At 33.4% G+C, this 17972-nt stretch carries 11 protein-coding genes; 8 read left to right on the top strand and 3 right to left on the bottom strand.

The window, feature by feature from the left end:
• The first annotated feature begins 29 nt into the window (after positions 1-29).
• The 8 genes from O6P34_RS10120 to O6P34_RS10085 all read left to right on the top strand — a co-directional run bounded on the left by O6P34_RS10120 (position 30) and on the right by O6P34_RS10085 (position 7596).
• Entirely contained in the window at positions 30-623 is a 594-nt protein-coding gene (locus O6P34_RS10120) for a TetR/AcrR family transcriptional regulator (RefSeq protein WP_269684392.1), read from the top strand.
• The gene (locus O6P34_RS10115) at positions 620-1870 is read left to right on the top strand and encodes a TolC family protein (protein WP_269684391.1); all 1251 of its coding nucleotides are present in this window, start codon (positions 620-622) and stop codon (positions 1868-1870) included. Before O6P34_RS10120 ends, O6P34_RS10115 begins: the two co-directional genes overlap by 4 nt.
• Before the next feature lie 31 nt (positions 1871-1901).
• A complete protein-coding gene (locus O6P34_RS10110; protein WP_269684390.1) occupies positions 1902-2780 on the top strand; it encodes an HlyD family secretion protein in 879 nt (292 codons plus the stop codon).
• A 49-nt stretch (positions 2781-2829) separates the two neighbouring features.
• Complete coding sequence (locus O6P34_RS10105; protein WP_269684389.1) at positions 2830-3741, top strand: ABC transporter ATP-binding protein; 912 nt, start codon at positions 2830-2832, stop codon at positions 3739-3741.
• A gap of 2 nt (positions 3742-3743) precedes the next feature.
• A complete protein-coding gene (locus O6P34_RS10100; protein WP_269684388.1) occupies positions 3744-4478 on the top strand; it encodes an ABC transporter ATP-binding protein in 735 nt (244 codons plus the stop codon).
• A 35-nt stretch (positions 4479-4513) separates the two neighbouring features.
• The gene (locus tag O6P34_RS10095) at positions 4514-5620 is read left to right on the top strand and encodes an ABC transporter permease (RefSeq protein WP_269684387.1); all 1107 of its coding nucleotides are present in this window, start codon (positions 4514-4516) and stop codon (positions 5618-5620) included.
• A gap of 90 nt (positions 5621-5710) precedes the next feature.
• Positions 5711-6835: an ABC transporter permease gene (locus tag O6P34_RS10090; RefSeq protein ID WP_269684386.1), complete on the top strand. Its 1125-nt coding sequence runs from the start codon at positions 5711-5713 to the stop codon at positions 6833-6835.
• A gap of 14 nt (positions 6836-6849) precedes the next feature.
• Complete coding sequence (locus O6P34_RS10085; protein ID WP_269684385.1) at positions 6850-7596, top strand: LOG family protein; 747 nt, start codon at positions 6850-6852, stop codon at positions 7594-7596.
• Positions 7597-7619: 23 nt separating this feature from the next.
• Here O6P34_RS10085 and O6P34_RS10080 read toward each other — a convergent pair whose 3' ends face one another.
• From O6P34_RS10080 to O6P34_RS10070, 3 genes are all read right to left on the bottom strand, one after another.
• A complete protein-coding gene (locus tag O6P34_RS10080) occupies positions 7620-9368 on the bottom strand; it encodes a response regulator (RefSeq protein WP_269684384.1) in 1749 nt (582 codons plus the stop codon).
• Between the two features lie 121 nt (positions 9369-9489).
• Positions 9490-12801 carry a chemotaxis protein CheB gene (locus tag O6P34_RS10075; RefSeq protein WP_269684383.1) on the bottom strand — a complete coding sequence of 1104 codons (3312 nt, stop codon included), beginning with the start codon at positions 12799-12801 and terminating at the stop codon, positions 9490-9492.
• Between the two features lie 822 nt (positions 12802-13623).
• Positions 13624-17748, bottom strand: coding sequence for a PAS domain S-box protein (locus O6P34_RS10070; protein ID WP_269684382.1), 4125 nt, complete (start codon positions 17746-17748; stop codon positions 13624-13626).
• Positions 17749-17972: the final 224 nt, after the last annotated feature.

Raw genomic sequence — 17972 nt, 5'->3', positions numbered from 1 at the left:
AAATGGTTAAACCATATAGTTAAATCACAATGACAACCGAAGAAAAAATATTTGATGCTGCTCGAATCGTATTCCAGAAAAAGGGTTTTGCCGGAGCGCGAATGCAAGAAATAGCAGACGAAGCAGGCATCAACAAAGCCATGTTGCATTATTGTTTCAAAAACAAACAATTGCTGTTTGAAGCCGTTTTTATGAAAGTATTCAGCCAATTAGCACCACAGATAAATATGATTTTTAATTCGGATGAAAGTGTTTTCGAAAAAATAAGAAAATTTACATTCAGCTACATTTCATTTGTAATTGATCACCCATTCATACCCCAATTTGTCATTCAGGAAATGAACAATAATCCGGAATTTGTCATGAAATTTATGAATCATAATAACAGACCGAATCCAAGTTTGTTGATTTCGCAAATTGAAAAAGAAATCGCGCTGGGAATTCTAAAACCCATTCAACCAAAACAATTAGTATTAGATATATTTTCGATGACCGTTTTTCCTTTTGCTGCGCAAATGATGGTCAAAAGTATCATTCAAATCTCCGATTCAGAATTTGATCAATTGATGGAGGAACGAAAAACCAGCATTGCCGAACAAATCATTAATTCTATAAAAAAATGAAACGATTAAGTCTACTTTTTTTAATTTTTATCATCCAATTTTCGTATTCACAACAGAAAATTACATTGGAAGATTGTTATGCTTTGGCCAATAAAAACTATCCGTTAGCCAAACAAACTGAATTATTACAACAGAAATCAAATTATGAAATTGAAGCGCTAAACAAAGGGAAATTGCCTAAAATAGATGTAAATGCCCAAGCAACGTATCAATCTGATGTGACCGGTTTACCCATTGTTATGCCTAACGTAACTCCACTGAATAAAGACCAATACAGAGCAACTTTAGATGTGAATCAATTATTATATAATGGCGATATGATTGACACAAATGCCAAACTGAAAGTGGCTCAAACCAAAACTCAGCAACAACAGGTTGAAGTCAATTTGTATCAAATTAAGACCAAAATCAATCAGTTGTATTTTGCTGTTTTAGTATTACAGGAACGAAAAGCAATTTTAATTTCGAAACAAGAACAGCTGAATTTAAAAATCAAAGAAGTAAAATCGGGAGTTAAATTTGGTGCGCTGCTTCCATCGTCAGAAAAAGTTTTGGAAGCCGAAAATTTAAAAATCAAACAACAACTCACCGAAATTCAATTTGATAAAAAAAGAATGACCGCAAATTTAGCTACCTTGATTTCAGCTCCTTTAAATGAAAATACAGCTTTAGAAAAACCCAGTATTTCATCTGATTTTACCAAAGATAATTCGCGTCCGGAATTGAAATTATTCGATTTACAAAACCAACAAATTGAAATTTCAAAAGAAGTGATTTCAAAAAATAATCTGCCAAAAGTAAACGCATTTGGACAAGCAGGTTACGGAAATCCCGGTTTAAATATGCTGGATAATTCGTTTCAAACCTTTTATATGCTTGGATTAAAAGCGAATTGGAATGTGTTTGACTGGAACAAATCGAAAACCGAAAAACAAGCACTTTCAATCTCCAAAGAAATTGTGACTACCGAAAAAGAAACCTTTCTGTTAAATAACAACTTGCAATTACAGGAAATGGAAAATGAGATTAATAAAGCGGATGCCATTATAACCGCCGATGCTGAAATAATTGCTTTACGAGAAGCTGTAGTACAATCATCGGACGCACAATTGCGCAACGGAGTCATCACTTCCTCTGAATTTTTAGTAGAATTGACGAACTTATTCGAAGCCAAAATCAATCAGAAAGTACATGAAATTCAGTTGGCTTTGGCCAAAGCAAATTATCAGATTACTAAAGGAAATTAATTTAAAATATTGAAATCTATACTCAAAAAAAATGAAAACTACACTTACATTATTTATCTTAATCAGTCTGATTTCTTGCTCTAAGAACAATGAAAAAGCGGATGGATATGGCAATTTTGAGGCTACAGAAGTAACCATTTCGGCGGAAGCCAACGGAAAAATTGATTATTTAAAACTCGAAGAAGGTGATGTTTTGGAGCCCAATATGCAAGTTGGATTAGTCGATACCACCCAATTGTATTTTAACAAACAACAATTAATCGCTTCAAAAAGTACCATTCTTTCTAAATCAAGCAATGTATTGTCTCAAATTAATGTCTTGAAAGAGCAACTCAAAACGACTTTGACAGAACAAAAAAGGATTCAAAATATGTTTGCCGAAAATGCTGCTACTAAACGTCAAGTGGATGAAGTCATTGGAAAAGTAAATGTTTTGCAAGAGCAAATAAAAAGCGTTGGAACGCAAAACGCACCGATTGCAAATGAAGCCCAATCAATTGATATACAGATTGAAAAAATCGATGATCAAATTCAGAAAAGCAAAATTATAAATCCGATAAAGGGAACCGTTTTAGCCAAATATGCTGAACCCAATGAAGTAACTGCTTTTGGAAAACCACTCTATAAAATTGCCGATATTTCCGAAATGACTTTGCGTGTTTATGTCAGCGAAACCCAATTGGCACAAATAAAAGTTGGACAAACGGTTACAGTAAAAATAGATGCCGAAAAGGAAATGAAATCGTATCCGGGAACTATTTCTTGGATTGCATCAACTGCTGAGTTTACGCCAAAAATCATTCAAACAAAAGAAGAGCGTGCCAATTTAGTGTATGCTGTGAAGGTGAAGGTAAAAAATAACGGGAGTTTAAAAATTGGAATGCCTGCTGAAATGTGGATAGCCCTTTAAACTTAAAAAGGAGGGGAAATTTAAATTGATTTTTTGAAATTATCATTGTATGAGTATAATTGTCCAAAATATTTCTAAATCCTACAACAACATCAAAGCGGTTGAGGATATTTCTTTTACCGTAGAAGAAGGTGAATTATTTGGACTAATAGGACCGGATGGCGCAGGGAAAAGCACTATTTTCAGGATACTGACTACGCTATTATTGGCGAACCAAGGAACCGTTTCTGTAGCGGGTTTTGATGTGGTTAAAGAGTATAAATCCATTCGGAATGCTGTGGGATATATGCCCGGTAAATTTTCGTTGTACCAAGATTTATCTGTAGAAGAAAACTTAACGTTTTTTGCCACTATTTTCGGGACTACGATTGAAGAAAATTACGATTTAATCAAAGAAATTTACATTCAGATTGAGCCTTTCAAAAAGAGAAGAGCTGGAGCACTTTCGGGAGGAATGAAACAAAAATTGGCTTTATGTTGCGCTTTAATACACAAACCAAAAGTGTTGTTTCTGGATGAACCCACCACAGGAGTTGATCCCGTTTCGCGAAAAGAATTTTGGGAAATGCTCAAGCGCTTACAGCAAAAAGGAATTACAATCTTAGTTTCTACACCTTACATGGACGAAGCTGCATTGTGTGACAGAATCGCTTTAATCCAAAAAGGAAAAATCCTGAAAATTGACAGTCCGAAAAATATCATCAGCAATTATGATAAAACTATTTATGATATTCGGGCCAAAAACATGCATCAACTTATTCTGGATTTGAAACAGTATCCAAGTCAATACAGCGTTTTTGCCTTTGGAGAATACATTCATTATATCGATAAAAAAGCAGATTTTAATAGCGAGGAACTACTGGATTATCTTCAAAATAAAAAGCACAGCGAAATAGAAATTCACATTTCAAATCCGACAATCGAAGACGTATTCATGGATTTGACAGCAATACAACAGTAATTTTGAGCCAAGAAAAAATCATAACCGTAAAAAACCTCACCAAAACTTTTGGAAGTTTCACCGCGGTCAACAGTATTTCATTTGAAGTCAATAAAGGAGAGATTTTTGGATTTCTAGGCGCTAATGGAGCCGGAAAAACTACGGCAATGAAAATGCTTATCGGAATTTCAAAACCTACTTCAGGCGAAGCTTTAGTTGCGGGTTTTGATATCAAAATGCAGTCGGAAATGGTGAAGAAAAGCATTGGTTACATGAGTCAAAAATTTTCTATGTATGATGATTTGACCATTAAAGAAAACATTACTTTTTTTGGCGGAATTTATGGATTAAGCCGCATTCAAATTAAACAAAAAACAGTCGAACTGATTCGGGAATTAGGACTCGAAGAAGTCGCTGATAAATTAGTTGGTGCATTACCGTTGGGTTGGAAACAAAAATTATCTTTTTCTGTTGCTTTATTACACGAACCTAAAATTGTATTTCTGGACGAGCCAACAGGTGGCGTGGATCCCATAACCCGAAGACAATTTTGGGAAATGATTTATGCCGAAGCGAATAAAGGAACAACCATTTTTGTAACGACACATTACATGGATGAAGCCGAATATTGTGACCGCGTTTCTATCATGGTTGAAGGTAAAATTGAGGCTTTGGATTCGCCAAAAAACTTAAAAAAACAATTCGATGTGGCTTCAATGAACGATGTTTTTTTGAAATTAGCGAGAAACATCGAATAAAACAGCAAACTATTGAAGTCCAAAAAAAATTAGCAATGAAAAGATTCATCGGTTTTGTAACAAAAGAATTCTACCATATTTTTCGGGATAAACGCACTATGTTCATTCTTTTTGGGATGCCCGTAGTACAAATTATGCTTTTTGGTTTTGCCATTACCAATGAAATCAACAATGTAAACATTGCTATTTTAGACCAGTCAAAAGATACTGAAACGCAAAAAATAATAAATAAAATCAATGCTTCCAAGTATTTTAATATTCAAGAGGAAATTACGAATGAAAACCAAATTGAAAGCATTTTCAAAAAAGGTAAAGTAAAAGCAGTCCTTGTTTTTGAAAACCATTTCATCAAAAATCTGCAAACTCAAAAACTGGCAAAAGTCCAAGTCATAACAGATGCTACAGATCCCAATATTGCCAATACAATCACAAATTATGTGAATGCCATTTTACAAAATTACACACAGGAAATAAATAAAACTACTCCAGGAAATTATCAAATACAAGCCCAAACTCAATTGTATTATAATCCCGAATTGAAAAGCGTTTTCACCTTTGTTCCTGGTGTAATGACCATAATTTTAATGTTGGTTTCGGCCATGATGACCTCAATTTCGATCACCCGAGAAAAAGAACTGGGAACTATGGAAGTGCTGTTGGTTTCGCCTTTAAAACCTTTCCAAGTAATCATTGGTAAAGTATTTCCCTATATTTTTCTTTCGATAATCAATGCTACAATAATTGTACTTTTAGGGTTCTTTGTCTTCAAAATGCCGCTTGAAGGAAGCTTACTTTTACTGGCTTTCGAAAGTATTTTGTTTATCGTTTCGGCACTCTCGTTAGGAATATTGATTTCTACGGTTTCAAATTCACAACAAACCGCGATGATGATTTCGCTCATGGGATTAATGCTGCCAGTCATCATTCTTTCGGGATTTATTTTTCCAATATCGAGCATGCCATTACCAATGCAAATTATCAGCAATATTATTCCGGCCAAATGGTTTATCATCATCATCAAAGCCATTATGCTCAAAGGGGCATCGATTGCCGTGATTTGGAAAGAGACATTGATTTTATTGGGAATGACCGTGTTTTTCATTGTATTGAGTATTAAAAAATATAAAATCAGATTAGAATGACAATTTTAAAGAGTGAGATGTGAAGAGTGAGATGTGAAAAGTGAGATGTGCTTATAAATTAATAAAACTTGATGTTTTAGCGATATAAAAATGAAAACAATACTATTTATCGTCCAAAAGGAATTCAGACAAATCTTTAGAAATAAAGCAATGCTGCCTATTATATTTGTCATGCCCTTGATGCAATTATTGATATTGTCTAATGCCGCCAGTTTTGAGGTCAAAAACATCCAATTTTCATATATTGACCACGATCATTCCGTAGCTTCAAGAGCATTAATTTCTAAATTTCAAGCATCTAGTTATTTCAAAATAATTGAAAGTTTTGATTCAAAAGTCAAAGCCAATCAAGAAATGCAAAAAGGAAAAGTCGATGTCATTCTCGAAATTCCAAATCATTTTGAACGCAACCTCATCAAAGAGAAAAAAACAAGTCTATCTGTAAGTATTAATGCCATTGATGGTGCGGCTGCAGGAATAGAAAATGTATATGTTTCACAGATTATCACCGAATTCAATCAGAATTTGCAAACCAAACTGTTTCAATATACTGATGGCACTTTGGTGCAACCTCAAAACATTGTTACTATTCCCTCTTTTTGGTATAACAATACGTTGAACTATAAAACCTTTATGGTTCCGGGGATTTTAGTGCTATTGGTTACGATGATTACACTTTTTCTGTCTTCGATGAATATTGTACGGGAAAAAGAAATTGGAACTTTGGAACAAATCAATGTTACGCCAATCAAAAAACACCAATTTATTATTGGCAAATTATTCCCTTTTTGGGTGTTGGGATTAGTGATTTTAACAGTAGGGTTAACCATCGCCAAAATCGTTTTTTATGTTCCAATTTTGGGGAATATTGGTCTGATTTATATGTTTACATCTGTTTATTTATTGGTAATTTTAGGCATTGGTTTATTCATTTCAAACCATACCGAAACCCAACAGCAAGCCATGTTTATTGCTTGGTTTTTTATGGTGATTTTTATCTTAATGAGCGGTTTATTTACACCGATAGAAAGTATGCCGGAATGGGCACAAAATATAACTTTGTTCAACCCTATTCGGTATTTTGTAGAAATCATCAGGATGGTTATGCTCAAAGGCGCCACTTTTTCGGATATATCGTTTCAATTTTTTATAATTTTCATGTACGCTTTTATTTTAAATGGTTTAGCAGTTTGGAGTTATAAAAAAGTTAGCTAACTTTATAATAGCTTATGAAAAATTCACCTCGATATCGACTATCAAAATCAGAGTCATTATTCGTTACAGAACCTTTGACTCGAATTAAAAACCTGCTTTTTACATTCAAGGTTCAATATAACTTTATCAAGGCGTTTCGTAGAATGCATTTTATCGGACCTTGTGTCACTGTTTTTGGCTCGGCGCGTTTTGGTCCTGAAACTGCACATTATCAAAATGCAGAAAAAATTGGAGCCGAAATGGCAAAACTTGGATTTACGGTAATGACAGGTGGAGGCCCCGGAATCATGGAAGCAGCAAATAAAGGAGCTTATGAAGCAGGTGGTTACTCTGTAGGTTGTAATATCATTCTGCCTATTGAGCAAAAACCCAATCCTTATTTACACAAATGGATTTACATTCCTTATTTTTTTGTGCGCAAAGTGATTCTTGTCAAATATTCCTATGCGTTTATTGTTATGCCGGGAGGAATTGGAACTTTAGATGAATTATTTGAAGCGCTAACCTTAATTCAGACCAAAATGATTAATGGATTCCCCTTGGTTGTTTTTGACACAAAATATCATAAAGAATTATGGCATCACATTAAAATCATGGAAAAAAATGAAAGCATCAGTCAAGAAGATATGAAGTTGCTTTTTGTAACTGATTCCGTGGAGGAATTAGTAGAACATATTAAGAAATATAGCATCAAAAAATTTGGTTTAAAGAAAAAAATATACAAAGCCAAATGGTGGTTTGGAGAAACCAAAAGAAAATAATAATGTCTTGAAAAACCCTGTTTTTATCTTCTTTTTTTCGCTAGATAATTACCTAATGCTTTTTGTAAATCATCTGGATTAATAGGCTTAGAAACATAATCATCCATACCCGATTCCAAACATTTTTCTTTTTCCTCTGCTAAGATTCCTGCGGTTAATGCTATAATAACAGTTTCTTCTGAATTTTCTAATTTTCTAATTTCAGCAGTAGCTTCATATCCGTTTTTTTTGGGCATTTGCACATCCATCAAAATAATATCCTGCTTTTCTTTTTTAAATAATTTTATAGCTTCTTTCCCATCATAAGCTTCCATAATATGACAATCCGGAATTATTTTTTTTACTAATTTCTTTGTCAAAAGCATATTGATTTTATTGTCCTCAACTATCAATATTTTTGCATTTTGAAGCTTTTCGGCTACCTCTTTTGCAATTTCATCACAATGATCCACAAATGAAAGTTCTGGAATTATATGAGCATCAGCCTTTTTTACTGTTATAGAAAAATAAAAATTACTTCCCTGACCATATTCACTATCAAGATGCAATTCGCTTTGCATTAATCCCAACAGTTGATTCGAAATGGCTAATCCCAAACCTGTCCCTCCAAATTTTCGAGTGGTAGAAGTATCTTCCTGAACAAAGGATTGAAATATCTTTTCTTGATTGTGTTTTTTTATTCCAATTCCGGTATCTTTTACAGAAAATTTTATAGTTGAGAAACTCTCTTCTGAGGCTATTTCTCCCGTAATTTTTAATTTTATTTCTCCTTTTTTAGTGAATTTTAAAGAATTACCTATCAAATTTACAATTATCTGTTTTAGCCGTACAGAATCAGCAAAGATAAATTGAGGCACATTTTCTTCTATTTCTAAAACTAAATCTATGTCTTTTGAACTGGCTTGATACTTAAAAAGAGTAATCACTTTATGAACTAATTCAAACAGATCTATTTCTTCAATATTTAATTCTAATTTCCCGGCTTCAATTTTAGAAAAATCTAAAATATCACTTATAATCCCCATTAATGAAATGGCAGATTCATTAACGATACTGATGTATTCGAGTTGATTATTATCAAGATCCGATTTCATTAACAAATCCGTAAAACCAACAATTCCGTTCAAAGGAGTTCTGATTTCATGGCTCATATTGGCCAAAAAACTTGATTTAGCCTTATTTGCAGCTTCGGCTTGTTCTTTTGCTTTTACGATTTCCTTTTCCATGAGTTTTATATCAGTGATATCTATCATGGTAATCTGGCATTGGCAATCTTCTACATTGATGACTCCGGTGAGATAAACATAAAAAACTTCGTTCTTAACCAAAAGAGTGACTTCACATGATTCACTAATTTTGGTGGTAAAAATTTTATCTAAAAAATGGTTAAAAATGGGCTTTGTTTCATCAGACACAAAAAATCCAAACTGGCTGTTTATTAACTTTGACCTTTCTTTGCCTAGCATCCTGGAACCGGTCAGATTGATTTGAAGAACTTCTCCTTTGCAAGAAAGGACAATATATCCTGATGGCGAAAAATCATATAATTCAGTATATTTTTCCGTAGCCAATTCAGCTTGTTCTTTGGCCAATAACAGTTCTTCATTTTGCATTTCAAGCTCAATTTGATGAACTTCTAATTCATGAATTAGTTGTAATGTTTTGGCTTCTGAAAACTCAGAATCAGATTTTAATTGATTTTTTTTGTGTATTTCTTCTGCTTTTTCTCGAATGGTAGTAACTCTTCCTGCCTTATTTCCTGAATTTTTCATGATTGACGCACTTTTAAAAATTACATTTATTGCCTGATCTTGTTTACTTCATTTTATATAAAATTCTTTATTCTATGACTGCTTTGATTTATTCTATTTACTATCTAATTCTTATGTTCTACTACTGTTGTTTATAATTTGAAATGTCTCGCATAAAACATTGAATAACCTTTTGACCATCTACTTGATAGGTATTGGCTGTGAAATCAACCTTTAATTTTCGACCATTACTCATTTCAGTAGTTATATTTTCATGAGAAACATACTCTTTTTGTTGCAATTCATTAAATTGTTCTTTGCTGCTCACTATGTTTTTAAAAAATTCAATCTCCCAGATTGGTTTCTTTGTACATTCTTCTTTTTTACAATTCAAAAGAGAAATCAATGATGGATTCAAATCTGTTATTTTTCCAGTTTGAGAATCTAAAAAAAAGATTCCTTCTTTGGCATATTCAAAAAGATGGTGGTATCGAATTTCAGAAAAAGCCAAGGCTCCTTCAATGAGTTTTCGATCTGAAATATCGCGGATAATACATTGTATTACATTATTCCCATTGACAGAATAGAGTGTACTCACGAATTCAACATTAATCTTTCGGCCGTCAACGGTTTCGAGTGGTAAATCCTCATAACGGACAAATTTTTTCTCGTGGAGTTCGGAAAATTTATCTTTATTGGCTACAATATCTTTTAAAACGCCAATTTCCCAAATGGCTTTTTCAACAAATTGTTCGTAGGAATAGCCTAACATTTCTATCAAAAACGGATTAACATCTATAATTTTTCCGGTTTCGGCATTGAGGATAAGAATTCCATCTTTGGCTGATTCAAAAAGACGTCGGTATTGATTTTCTAATACTAGTGCTTTTTCAGCTTGTTTGGCTGCAGTGATATCAGTAAATGTAATTACAAGGCCATCAATACGGTCATCTAATGTGCGATAAGGCATAATTCTAACCGAAAACCATCTGCCGTCATTTGTTGCTATAGTATTTTGAATAGGGGTCAGGTTTTTTATGACCTGTTTGGCATGAACTCCCATATCCGGATACTGCAAATCGGTAACTAAATCCGTAAAAGGCCTTCCAGTATCTGTTCCTCGAAGCTTGTATATTTTAGTCACAGAATCTGTAAATCGTCGAATGTTTAATTCTTTGTCTAAAAACAGCGTAGCAATTTCGGTACTGTTGAGCAAATTTTTCATATCATTATTTGCCTGCTCAAAATCGCTCAATTTGCTTTGAAGTTCTGCATTTACAGTTTGTAATTCCTCATTAAGACTTTGCATTTCTTCTTTTGAAGTGGTCAATTCCTCATTGGTCGATTGCAATTCTTCATTGGTTGACTGCAGTTCTTCGTTTATTGATTTTAGTTCTTCCTGCGAATTTTGCATTTCCTCGCGGGAATTTTGTAAATCTTGATTACTTTGCTTCAGTTCTGCTTCAAGTTCTTCTTGTCTTCCTGAAAAACTTTGATTTTCTTTTTTTGGAAAGGAAGTGTCTTGCTCCTTTTTCATTGGCAAATCGGTAAAAACAATCATTACCATACCTTTCATTGCATCAGGATTTTCTATACGTTGAATGGTTACATTTACAAAATTGACATTTCCATTAGTTCCTATTTTAACATTTCGAAGAACCACCGGATTATTATCTTGTAAAGCTTTGCGAAAAGCACTTGGGAGCTCATTTTTCAACCCTTCACGTGCCATGGCATGAATATTCCAATTGGCTTTACCGGCCACTGGTTCAAGATATTTACCGGTACGTCCGGTGATGTACAAAATATCTCCTTTGTCATTGACCAGTACACTGGCAGGGGAAAAGTTTTGAATTAAAATTTGATCCGCTAGGGTTTGAATATTCTCAATAGATTTGGGCATGATTTTATTTTCTGTTGCTGTTTTTTTATGATAGGAAAAGGCACTCGGGAAATCACTAAGTTCAGGGGTAACTATGGATTGAGTGCGTTTAAAAATTTTAAGTTTAGAGTCCAGTATTTCAAACTCTTGATTGTTTCTGCCAAGAGATTCTGCAGAGCCCAATACCATAATACCGCCTGGAACCAAGCAATAATTAAATAATTCCATTAATTTTTTCTGCAAAACAGGTTCCATATAAATCAACATATTACGACACATTAATATATTGAGTTTTGTAAAAGGTGGATCTTTAATCACATTATGGGGTGCAAAAATAATCATTTCACGTATAGCGGCGCTCACACGGTAGTCATCACCTTCAACAGTAAAAAATTTACTTATCCGCTCAGGTGAAATATCTAAAGCGACACTCGAATTAAAAATACCTCTGCGTGCTTTTTCTATCGCATCAACATCTAAATCTGTGGCGAATATTTGTAAAGTCAAATTCCTGTGATTGGGCATTTCAGACACTGTTTCTTTAAACACAATAGCCAGAGAATAAGCTTCCTCTCCAGTAGAACAAGCTGGAATCCAAGCTCTCAAAACTGTTCCGTCAGGTTGTACTTTTAATAATTCGGGGAGAATGGTGGTTTTTAATTTTTCCCAAACTGGGGTATCTCGAAAAAAACTGGTTACACCAATAAGTAATTCTTTAAACAGTAACTCAATTTCTTTAGGATTTTCTTGTAAAAACCGAACGTAGTTGTGTATTTCATCAATCTGATGGATTCCTTTTCGTCTTTCAATACGCCGCATCAACGTGTTTTTTTTGTAAAACGAAAAATCATGTCCTGTTTGCTCTCGCAACAGAATAATAATTTTGTCCAGACTGCTTTTATTTTTAGTATCGATCTCGGTATCGTTATGAATTATTGGGATATATTGGAGTAAATCAATCAATTTTGCCGGTAGTTCTTCAGCCGGTGCTACTATATCTGCCAAGACTGCTTCGGATGCACTTTTGGGCATTCCAGCAAATTTTGCAGTAGCAGGATCTTGAATTAGAACTAATCCGTTTTTTTCTTTAATGGCTTTGATTCCTAAACTTCCGTCGGAACCCATTCCGGAAAGAACCACGCCTATACTTTTATCTAATTTATCTATGGCTAAAGAACGAAAAAAAACATCAATAGGCAAACGAAGCCCATGAGATTCTATAGGTTCAAATAAATGTAACGTCCCATTTAATATGGATAAACTTTTATTTGGCGGAATGACATAAACCTGATTCGGTTTTACTTTAAGTTCATCATTAGCTTGCAAAACCTTCATTTTTGTATTTCGTTGCAATAATTCCGGTAAAATCCCTACGTAATTTGGGGCTAAATGTTGAACAACAATAAAAGCCATACCCGTATTTTCGGGCATGTTTTTAAAAAAAAGATCTAATGCTTCTAAACCACCCGCAGATGCTCCAATCCCAACAATTGGAAATTCATTTTTATCAGCACTGGCTTTTACCACTTTCTCAGCCGACAATAAAACGGTGTTGTTTTTTACTACTTTCATTGCATCACAATAGTTTTCAAAAGCTATAAATTAAGATTAAGAAACAATTTTCTCAGCCAATTTCTTAAACTTAATTTTAAAATCCCAATCTATAATTCATATTCACCAACAAAAAACACTATTTCACTAATTATCAAAACATTACATTTTATTCTATTTTTTAATAAATTATGTAATGGCAAAATCAATCCTGTAAACCGTTTTTAGGTCAACACATTTTTAGACATCATAATTAGTAGGATTTTTTTTTGAAGTAAAATGAAATCTCTTCTGACAAAAAAACATTCTTTTTGACAGACAACCATTTGAAAATGGAGATTCAATTACTTCTTTTTTTGGAGGGGGCTACCTAAAAAATTTGCAAATACAGAATCACTTATTACATCACTATTATAAAACTAATAGGAGTTGAGAAAATATGATTCATCAAAAAAATCTAATAAATCATTAAGCTAATATCAATCTATTTCTCATTATTTATTTTTCTTTTCGGATTATTTTTTTATATCGGTTTGGGGAATTTTATACTTCAATAACAACCTTAAACAATTCTTAAATTTACTTGAAACAATTTTTAAAATTATGAAATAAAATTACAACTATTTTTTTAATTGAATCAACAAATTCTCAATTTTGATTCAAAAATTATTTGTTATATTTAAATTTACAAAGAAAATTAACACTTTTTACTACAAAAACTCTTAAATAGCTAAAATAACAACTTTTAAAAACTGCTCAATGTTTAATGTTTTATCAAGATAATTTAACAAAAAAAAGTGCTTCTAAAAAGAAGCACTTTTTTGTCACCAGGTTCAAAAAAAATTAATTTTTATAGACCCACTTACGTAATATTTTTTCTAAATCAGATTGAATAATTGGTTTGGGCAAATAATCATTCATTCCGGCTTCGATACATTTTTCTTTATCACCTACCATAATTCCGGCTGTAATTGCAATGATAGGAATTGCATCAGATTCCTTTAATTTTCTAATTTCATCTGTAGCTTCATACCCGTTTTTATTTGGCATTTGAATGTCCATCAAAATAATATCCGGCTTTTCTTTTTTATATTCTTCTATGGCTTCATTTCCATCTGTTGCTTCAATAATTGTACAGTTTGAAATGATAGTATGCACCAATTTTTTGGCCAAAAGCATATTAATTCTATTATCCTCAACAATCAAAACCCTTTTATCACTGATACTTTCTTCGGGAACAATTGTTTCTCCTTCGATACTTTTTAATTCAGAATCTTTATTTTTCTTATGATCTGATTTTTTAAATCTAATGACAAAGAAAAAATCGCTTCCATCTCCATAATGACTCACTAATTGCAATTTACTGTTCATCAGTTTCAAAAGCTGATTTGAAATTGCTAACCCTAATCCTGTTCCTCCAAATTTTCGATTGGTAGAATTATCTTCCTGCACAAAAGAATTAAATATCTTTTGATTATTAATCTCTTTGATTCCGATTCCCGTATCTTTTACAGAGAATTTTATCGTTGAAAACTCTTCTTCCAAAGAATCTATACTATGAATATCCAGTCGTATTTCACCAATACTGGTAAATTTTACTGCATTATTCATTAAATTTACTAATACTTGTTTTAATCGAACACCATCCGCTTGTATGTATTGCGGAACATTATCATGTATAGAAAGTATTAAGTCCAACTTTTTTTGAGTGGCTTGATATTTAAATAAATCGACTACCTGATTACTAAGTTCAAAAAGATTTATCGATTCAATATTCAATTCTAATTTTCCGGATTCAATTTTCGAAAAATCTAAAATATCATTGACAATATGCATCAATAAATTAGCCGATTCATTTACCGTAGTCATGTATTCTGACTGTGAATCTTCGAGATTTGATTTCATCAATAAATGAGTGAAACCAATGATGCCGTTCAACGGAGTCCTGATCTCATGACTCATATTGGCCAAGAAATCCGTTTTGGCTTTATTGGCGGCTTCGGCTTGTTCTTTGGCTTTGGTGATTTCAATTTCCAGCAGTTTACGTTCGGTAATATCAACAAAACTAATTACGACTTCAACAATTTTTCCCTTTTCATCAACAATAGGAAACCCGTTGACTAACAACCAAACAGTATCGTCCTTCAATTTTTTGTTCACTCCTAAAATGAAATTTTTAACAGGCAACTTTGTATTTATAATTTCGTTTACAGGATATTTTTCTAATGGCATGATAGAGTTATCTTCATTCAAAAAACTACCTTCTGATAAAACAAATTGATTATCCTTCAAGTCCAGCAGTTCTGCTGCTTTCTGATTACTAAAAATAATAGAAGTATCTGCTGCATGAACAAGTATCCCCGCATCCAGATTATTCAATAGACCCCGGTATCTTTCCTCACTTTGCTGTAATGCATAATCAGATTGTTTGGCGTCTGTAATGTCTCTTGAAAGACATATAAAATGCGTATCGTGATCCTCTGTTTCTGTCATTGGCGCTATCGAAAGTTCAAACCAATGCAAGCCATCCGGCAATTGTAATGAATATTGTCTTCCGGTTGAAAATCCTTTTATTGAGGCTTCTTTAGTGGCCAGCATACACAAATCCGCAGCTTCTGGAGGCAATACTTCCGAAAACTTTTTGCCCAAAAACAATTCGGCTGGCATGGCTAACAAATCATCCCGTCTGGAATGATAATTATAAATTCGTCCATAAATATCAACTTCAAAAAGCAAATCAGGAATGGCATCAAGTACCGCTTCCATCTTTTTGTGTACTTTATTGAACTCTTCTTCGGCTTGTTTTCGTTCCGTAATATCAGTAGTGGTACCAATATATCCTATAACCTTATTTTCTGAATTCAACTCCGGAATCGCCTGACCCATTACCCATGCTACCGAACCATCAGGACGAACAAAACGATATTCGGATAGTATCCTTTCTTTTTTTAAGGTTGCAGCCTGCCAATTGACAAATAACTTTGCGCTATCCTCAACATGAACGGCTCTAAGCCAGCCATTACCCATAGCCTCTTCAAAAGTAATTCCTGCAATTTGACACCAGCGTTTATTAACATAAGTCGTTTTACCGGATGCATCAGTACGAAATATTCCCACTGGGGATACTTCGGTAAGTTTTTGATACCGTTGTTCGCTTTCTAAAACTAACGCTTCTGCTTTTTTTCTTAATTTTTCTTTTTCTAAATTTTCAAGCGCAAAAGACACATCTCCCGTGGCTTCTTCTAATAACGCAATTTCTTCAGCATCAAAAAAGTTTTTCTCCCCCGCATAGAAAGTAAAAGCGCCAATTACTTTTCCAAATTTTAGTATCGGAAGCGACATCGATGACAAGTAACCTCTCTTCATCGCTTCGTCACGCCAGGGCAACATATTCAAATCATTTTCTACATCATTACAATAAAAATATTTCCCTTTGCGTAACGCTGTCCCCGTTGGTCCTCTTCCCTCCGGCACATCTTCTAGTGAAATAGGTTTTATCACCGAAAGATAGCCTTGCTCTTCGCCGGCAATCATCGTAGGTATTATTCTTTTCGTCTTTTCATTAACTAATCCTATCCAAGACATTTTAAACTTCCCTAAATCTACCGCAATGTTACAAGCCTCTCTAAAAAGAGTTTCCTCATCCGGAGTCCGAACAATCATTTGGTTAATCTGACTGATGAAAAAATAAAGCCTATTTGCTTTGATCAATTTCTCTTCAACCTGAATTCGCTCCGTAATATCAGTGATAATTCCATGACAAATTACAGTTCCTTCCGGCTCCACTACAGGCAACGAATTCACTTCATGCCATACCAATCCTTTGGTAGGATGGTGATAACGGTATTTCCCTTTGAGCGGAACTAACTTTGATTTAGTTTCAAAAATGCTATTGGTAACCTGCCCAATATCCTCAGGATGAATCAAGTAGAATATCTTATCCGGATTATTCTCAATAGCTTCATGAGTAAAACCGTAGATTTCATCAATAGCATTACTGGCATAAGGATAACAAAAAGAACCATCCTTATTTTGACGCATCGAATAAATTAACCCCGGCGAAGTAGCAGCAATTTTTACAAACTTATCCCTCTCGGCTTTCAGTTGTTCTTCGGCTTTTTTACTCTCGGTGATGTCCCGGTCAAATCCCAAAAACCGATTTTCCGAAATTTTTAAAATATTAAAAGACCGCCACTTAATCTCTCCCGATTTAGTAATTGACTTGGTCTCCCCTTTTAAACTTCCGGTTTCCAAAAGAATTTTAAACTTTTTTTCCGCCTCTTTTTTCAATTCAGGAATAGTCAAATCTCCAAATTTCATACGAAGCAATTCGGCTTTAGAATGCCCGGTAAATTCCAAAGAAGCTTTATTTATTTCTAAATAATTTCCTTTTTCATCCAATACAAAAACTCCGTCAGGTGCATTTTCGATATAGGTTTTAAACTTCAAATTACTTTCTTCTTCCAGTATTTTAAGTTTATCATTAGCTTCGGCAAGTTCTTTGACCTTAAGTACATCCTCAGCCTGCTTTTTCAAAATCACATCCTGAATATTTCTGCCAATGGCATACATAAAATCCTTACTGATAGCTAAAGTAACCGTCCATTCAATAGTAATAATTGCATTATTTCTTGTTAGATATCTATTTTCAAAAGCTATTGAAGTTTGTCCCCCCAATACCTTTTCAAATTCGGAACTCGACTTTTCAATATCATCGGGGTACATAAAGGACACTATAGGATTCTGTAGTAATTCGTGTTCCGTATAGCCTAACATTGTTACAAAAGCAGGATTGATTTTCTTAAAAAAGCCATCAATTCCAACTATGCAAATTAAATCCTGAGATTCTTTGAGATAGAATTCAAAATTATCCATGGATTGTTTTTGACCGAGCAAACGATCAATTTCTAACTCTTGATTTTTTATTTTTTTTATTAATTCTTCATATGTTGGTTTACCCTCACTCATATTATAAAATAAATAATTATCAATACATTGATTTACAGTTTAAATGTAGTAAAAATATTCTAATAAAAACCATTAAGAGTAACTCAAAATAATTTATTTGTATCACATAAGGATTTAGCAATCCATTTCTAATCAGATTATAATTAACAAAATAGGCGTTTTTTACCTGTATTTTCTCCAAAACCGAAAGTAAATCCAAAAGCGGTTTTCGGATTTTGCAAATC

It is taken from the genome of Flavobacterium lacustre (genome assembly GCF_027474525.2).
GTDB lineage: Bacteria > Bacteroidota > Bacteroidia > Flavobacteriales > Flavobacteriaceae > Flavobacterium > Flavobacterium lacustre.
This window is presented reverse-complemented; position numbering and strand designations above follow the sequence as displayed.

Coding starts and splice junctions, on each gene's coding strand:
- O6P34_RS10105 (WP_269684389.1), top strand. CDS start 2,830: ATGAGTATAATTGTCCAAAATATTTCTAAATCCTACAACAACATCAAA.
- O6P34_RS10120 (WP_269684392.1), top strand. CDS start 30: ATGACAACCGAAGAAAAAATATTTGATGCTGCTCGAATCGTATTCCAG.
- O6P34_RS10115 (WP_269684391.1), top strand. CDS start 620: ATGAAACGATTAAGTCTACTTTTTTTAATTTTTATCATCCAATTTTCG.
- O6P34_RS10110 (WP_269684390.1), top strand. CDS start 1,902: ATGAAAACTACACTTACATTATTTATCTTAATCAGTCTGATTTCTTGC.
- O6P34_RS10080 (WP_269684384.1), bottom strand. CDS start 9,368: ATGAAAAATTCAGGAAATAAGGCAGGAAGAGTTACTACCATTCGAGAA.
- O6P34_RS10075 (WP_269684383.1), bottom strand. CDS start 12,801: ATGAAAGTAGTAAAAAACAACACCGTTTTATTGTCGGCTGAGAAAGTG.
- O6P34_RS10090 (WP_269684386.1), top strand. CDS start 5,711: ATGAAAACAATACTATTTATCGTCCAAAAGGAATTCAGACAAATCTTT.
- O6P34_RS10095 (WP_269684387.1), top strand. CDS start 4,514: ATGAAAAGATTCATCGGTTTTGTAACAAAAGAATTCTACCATATTTTT.
- O6P34_RS10070 (WP_269684382.1), bottom strand. CDS start 17,748: ATGAGTGAGGGTAAACCAACATATGAAGAATTAATAAAAAAAATAAAA.
- O6P34_RS10085 (WP_269684385.1), top strand. CDS start 6,850: ATGAAAAATTCACCTCGATATCGACTATCAAAATCAGAGTCATTATTC.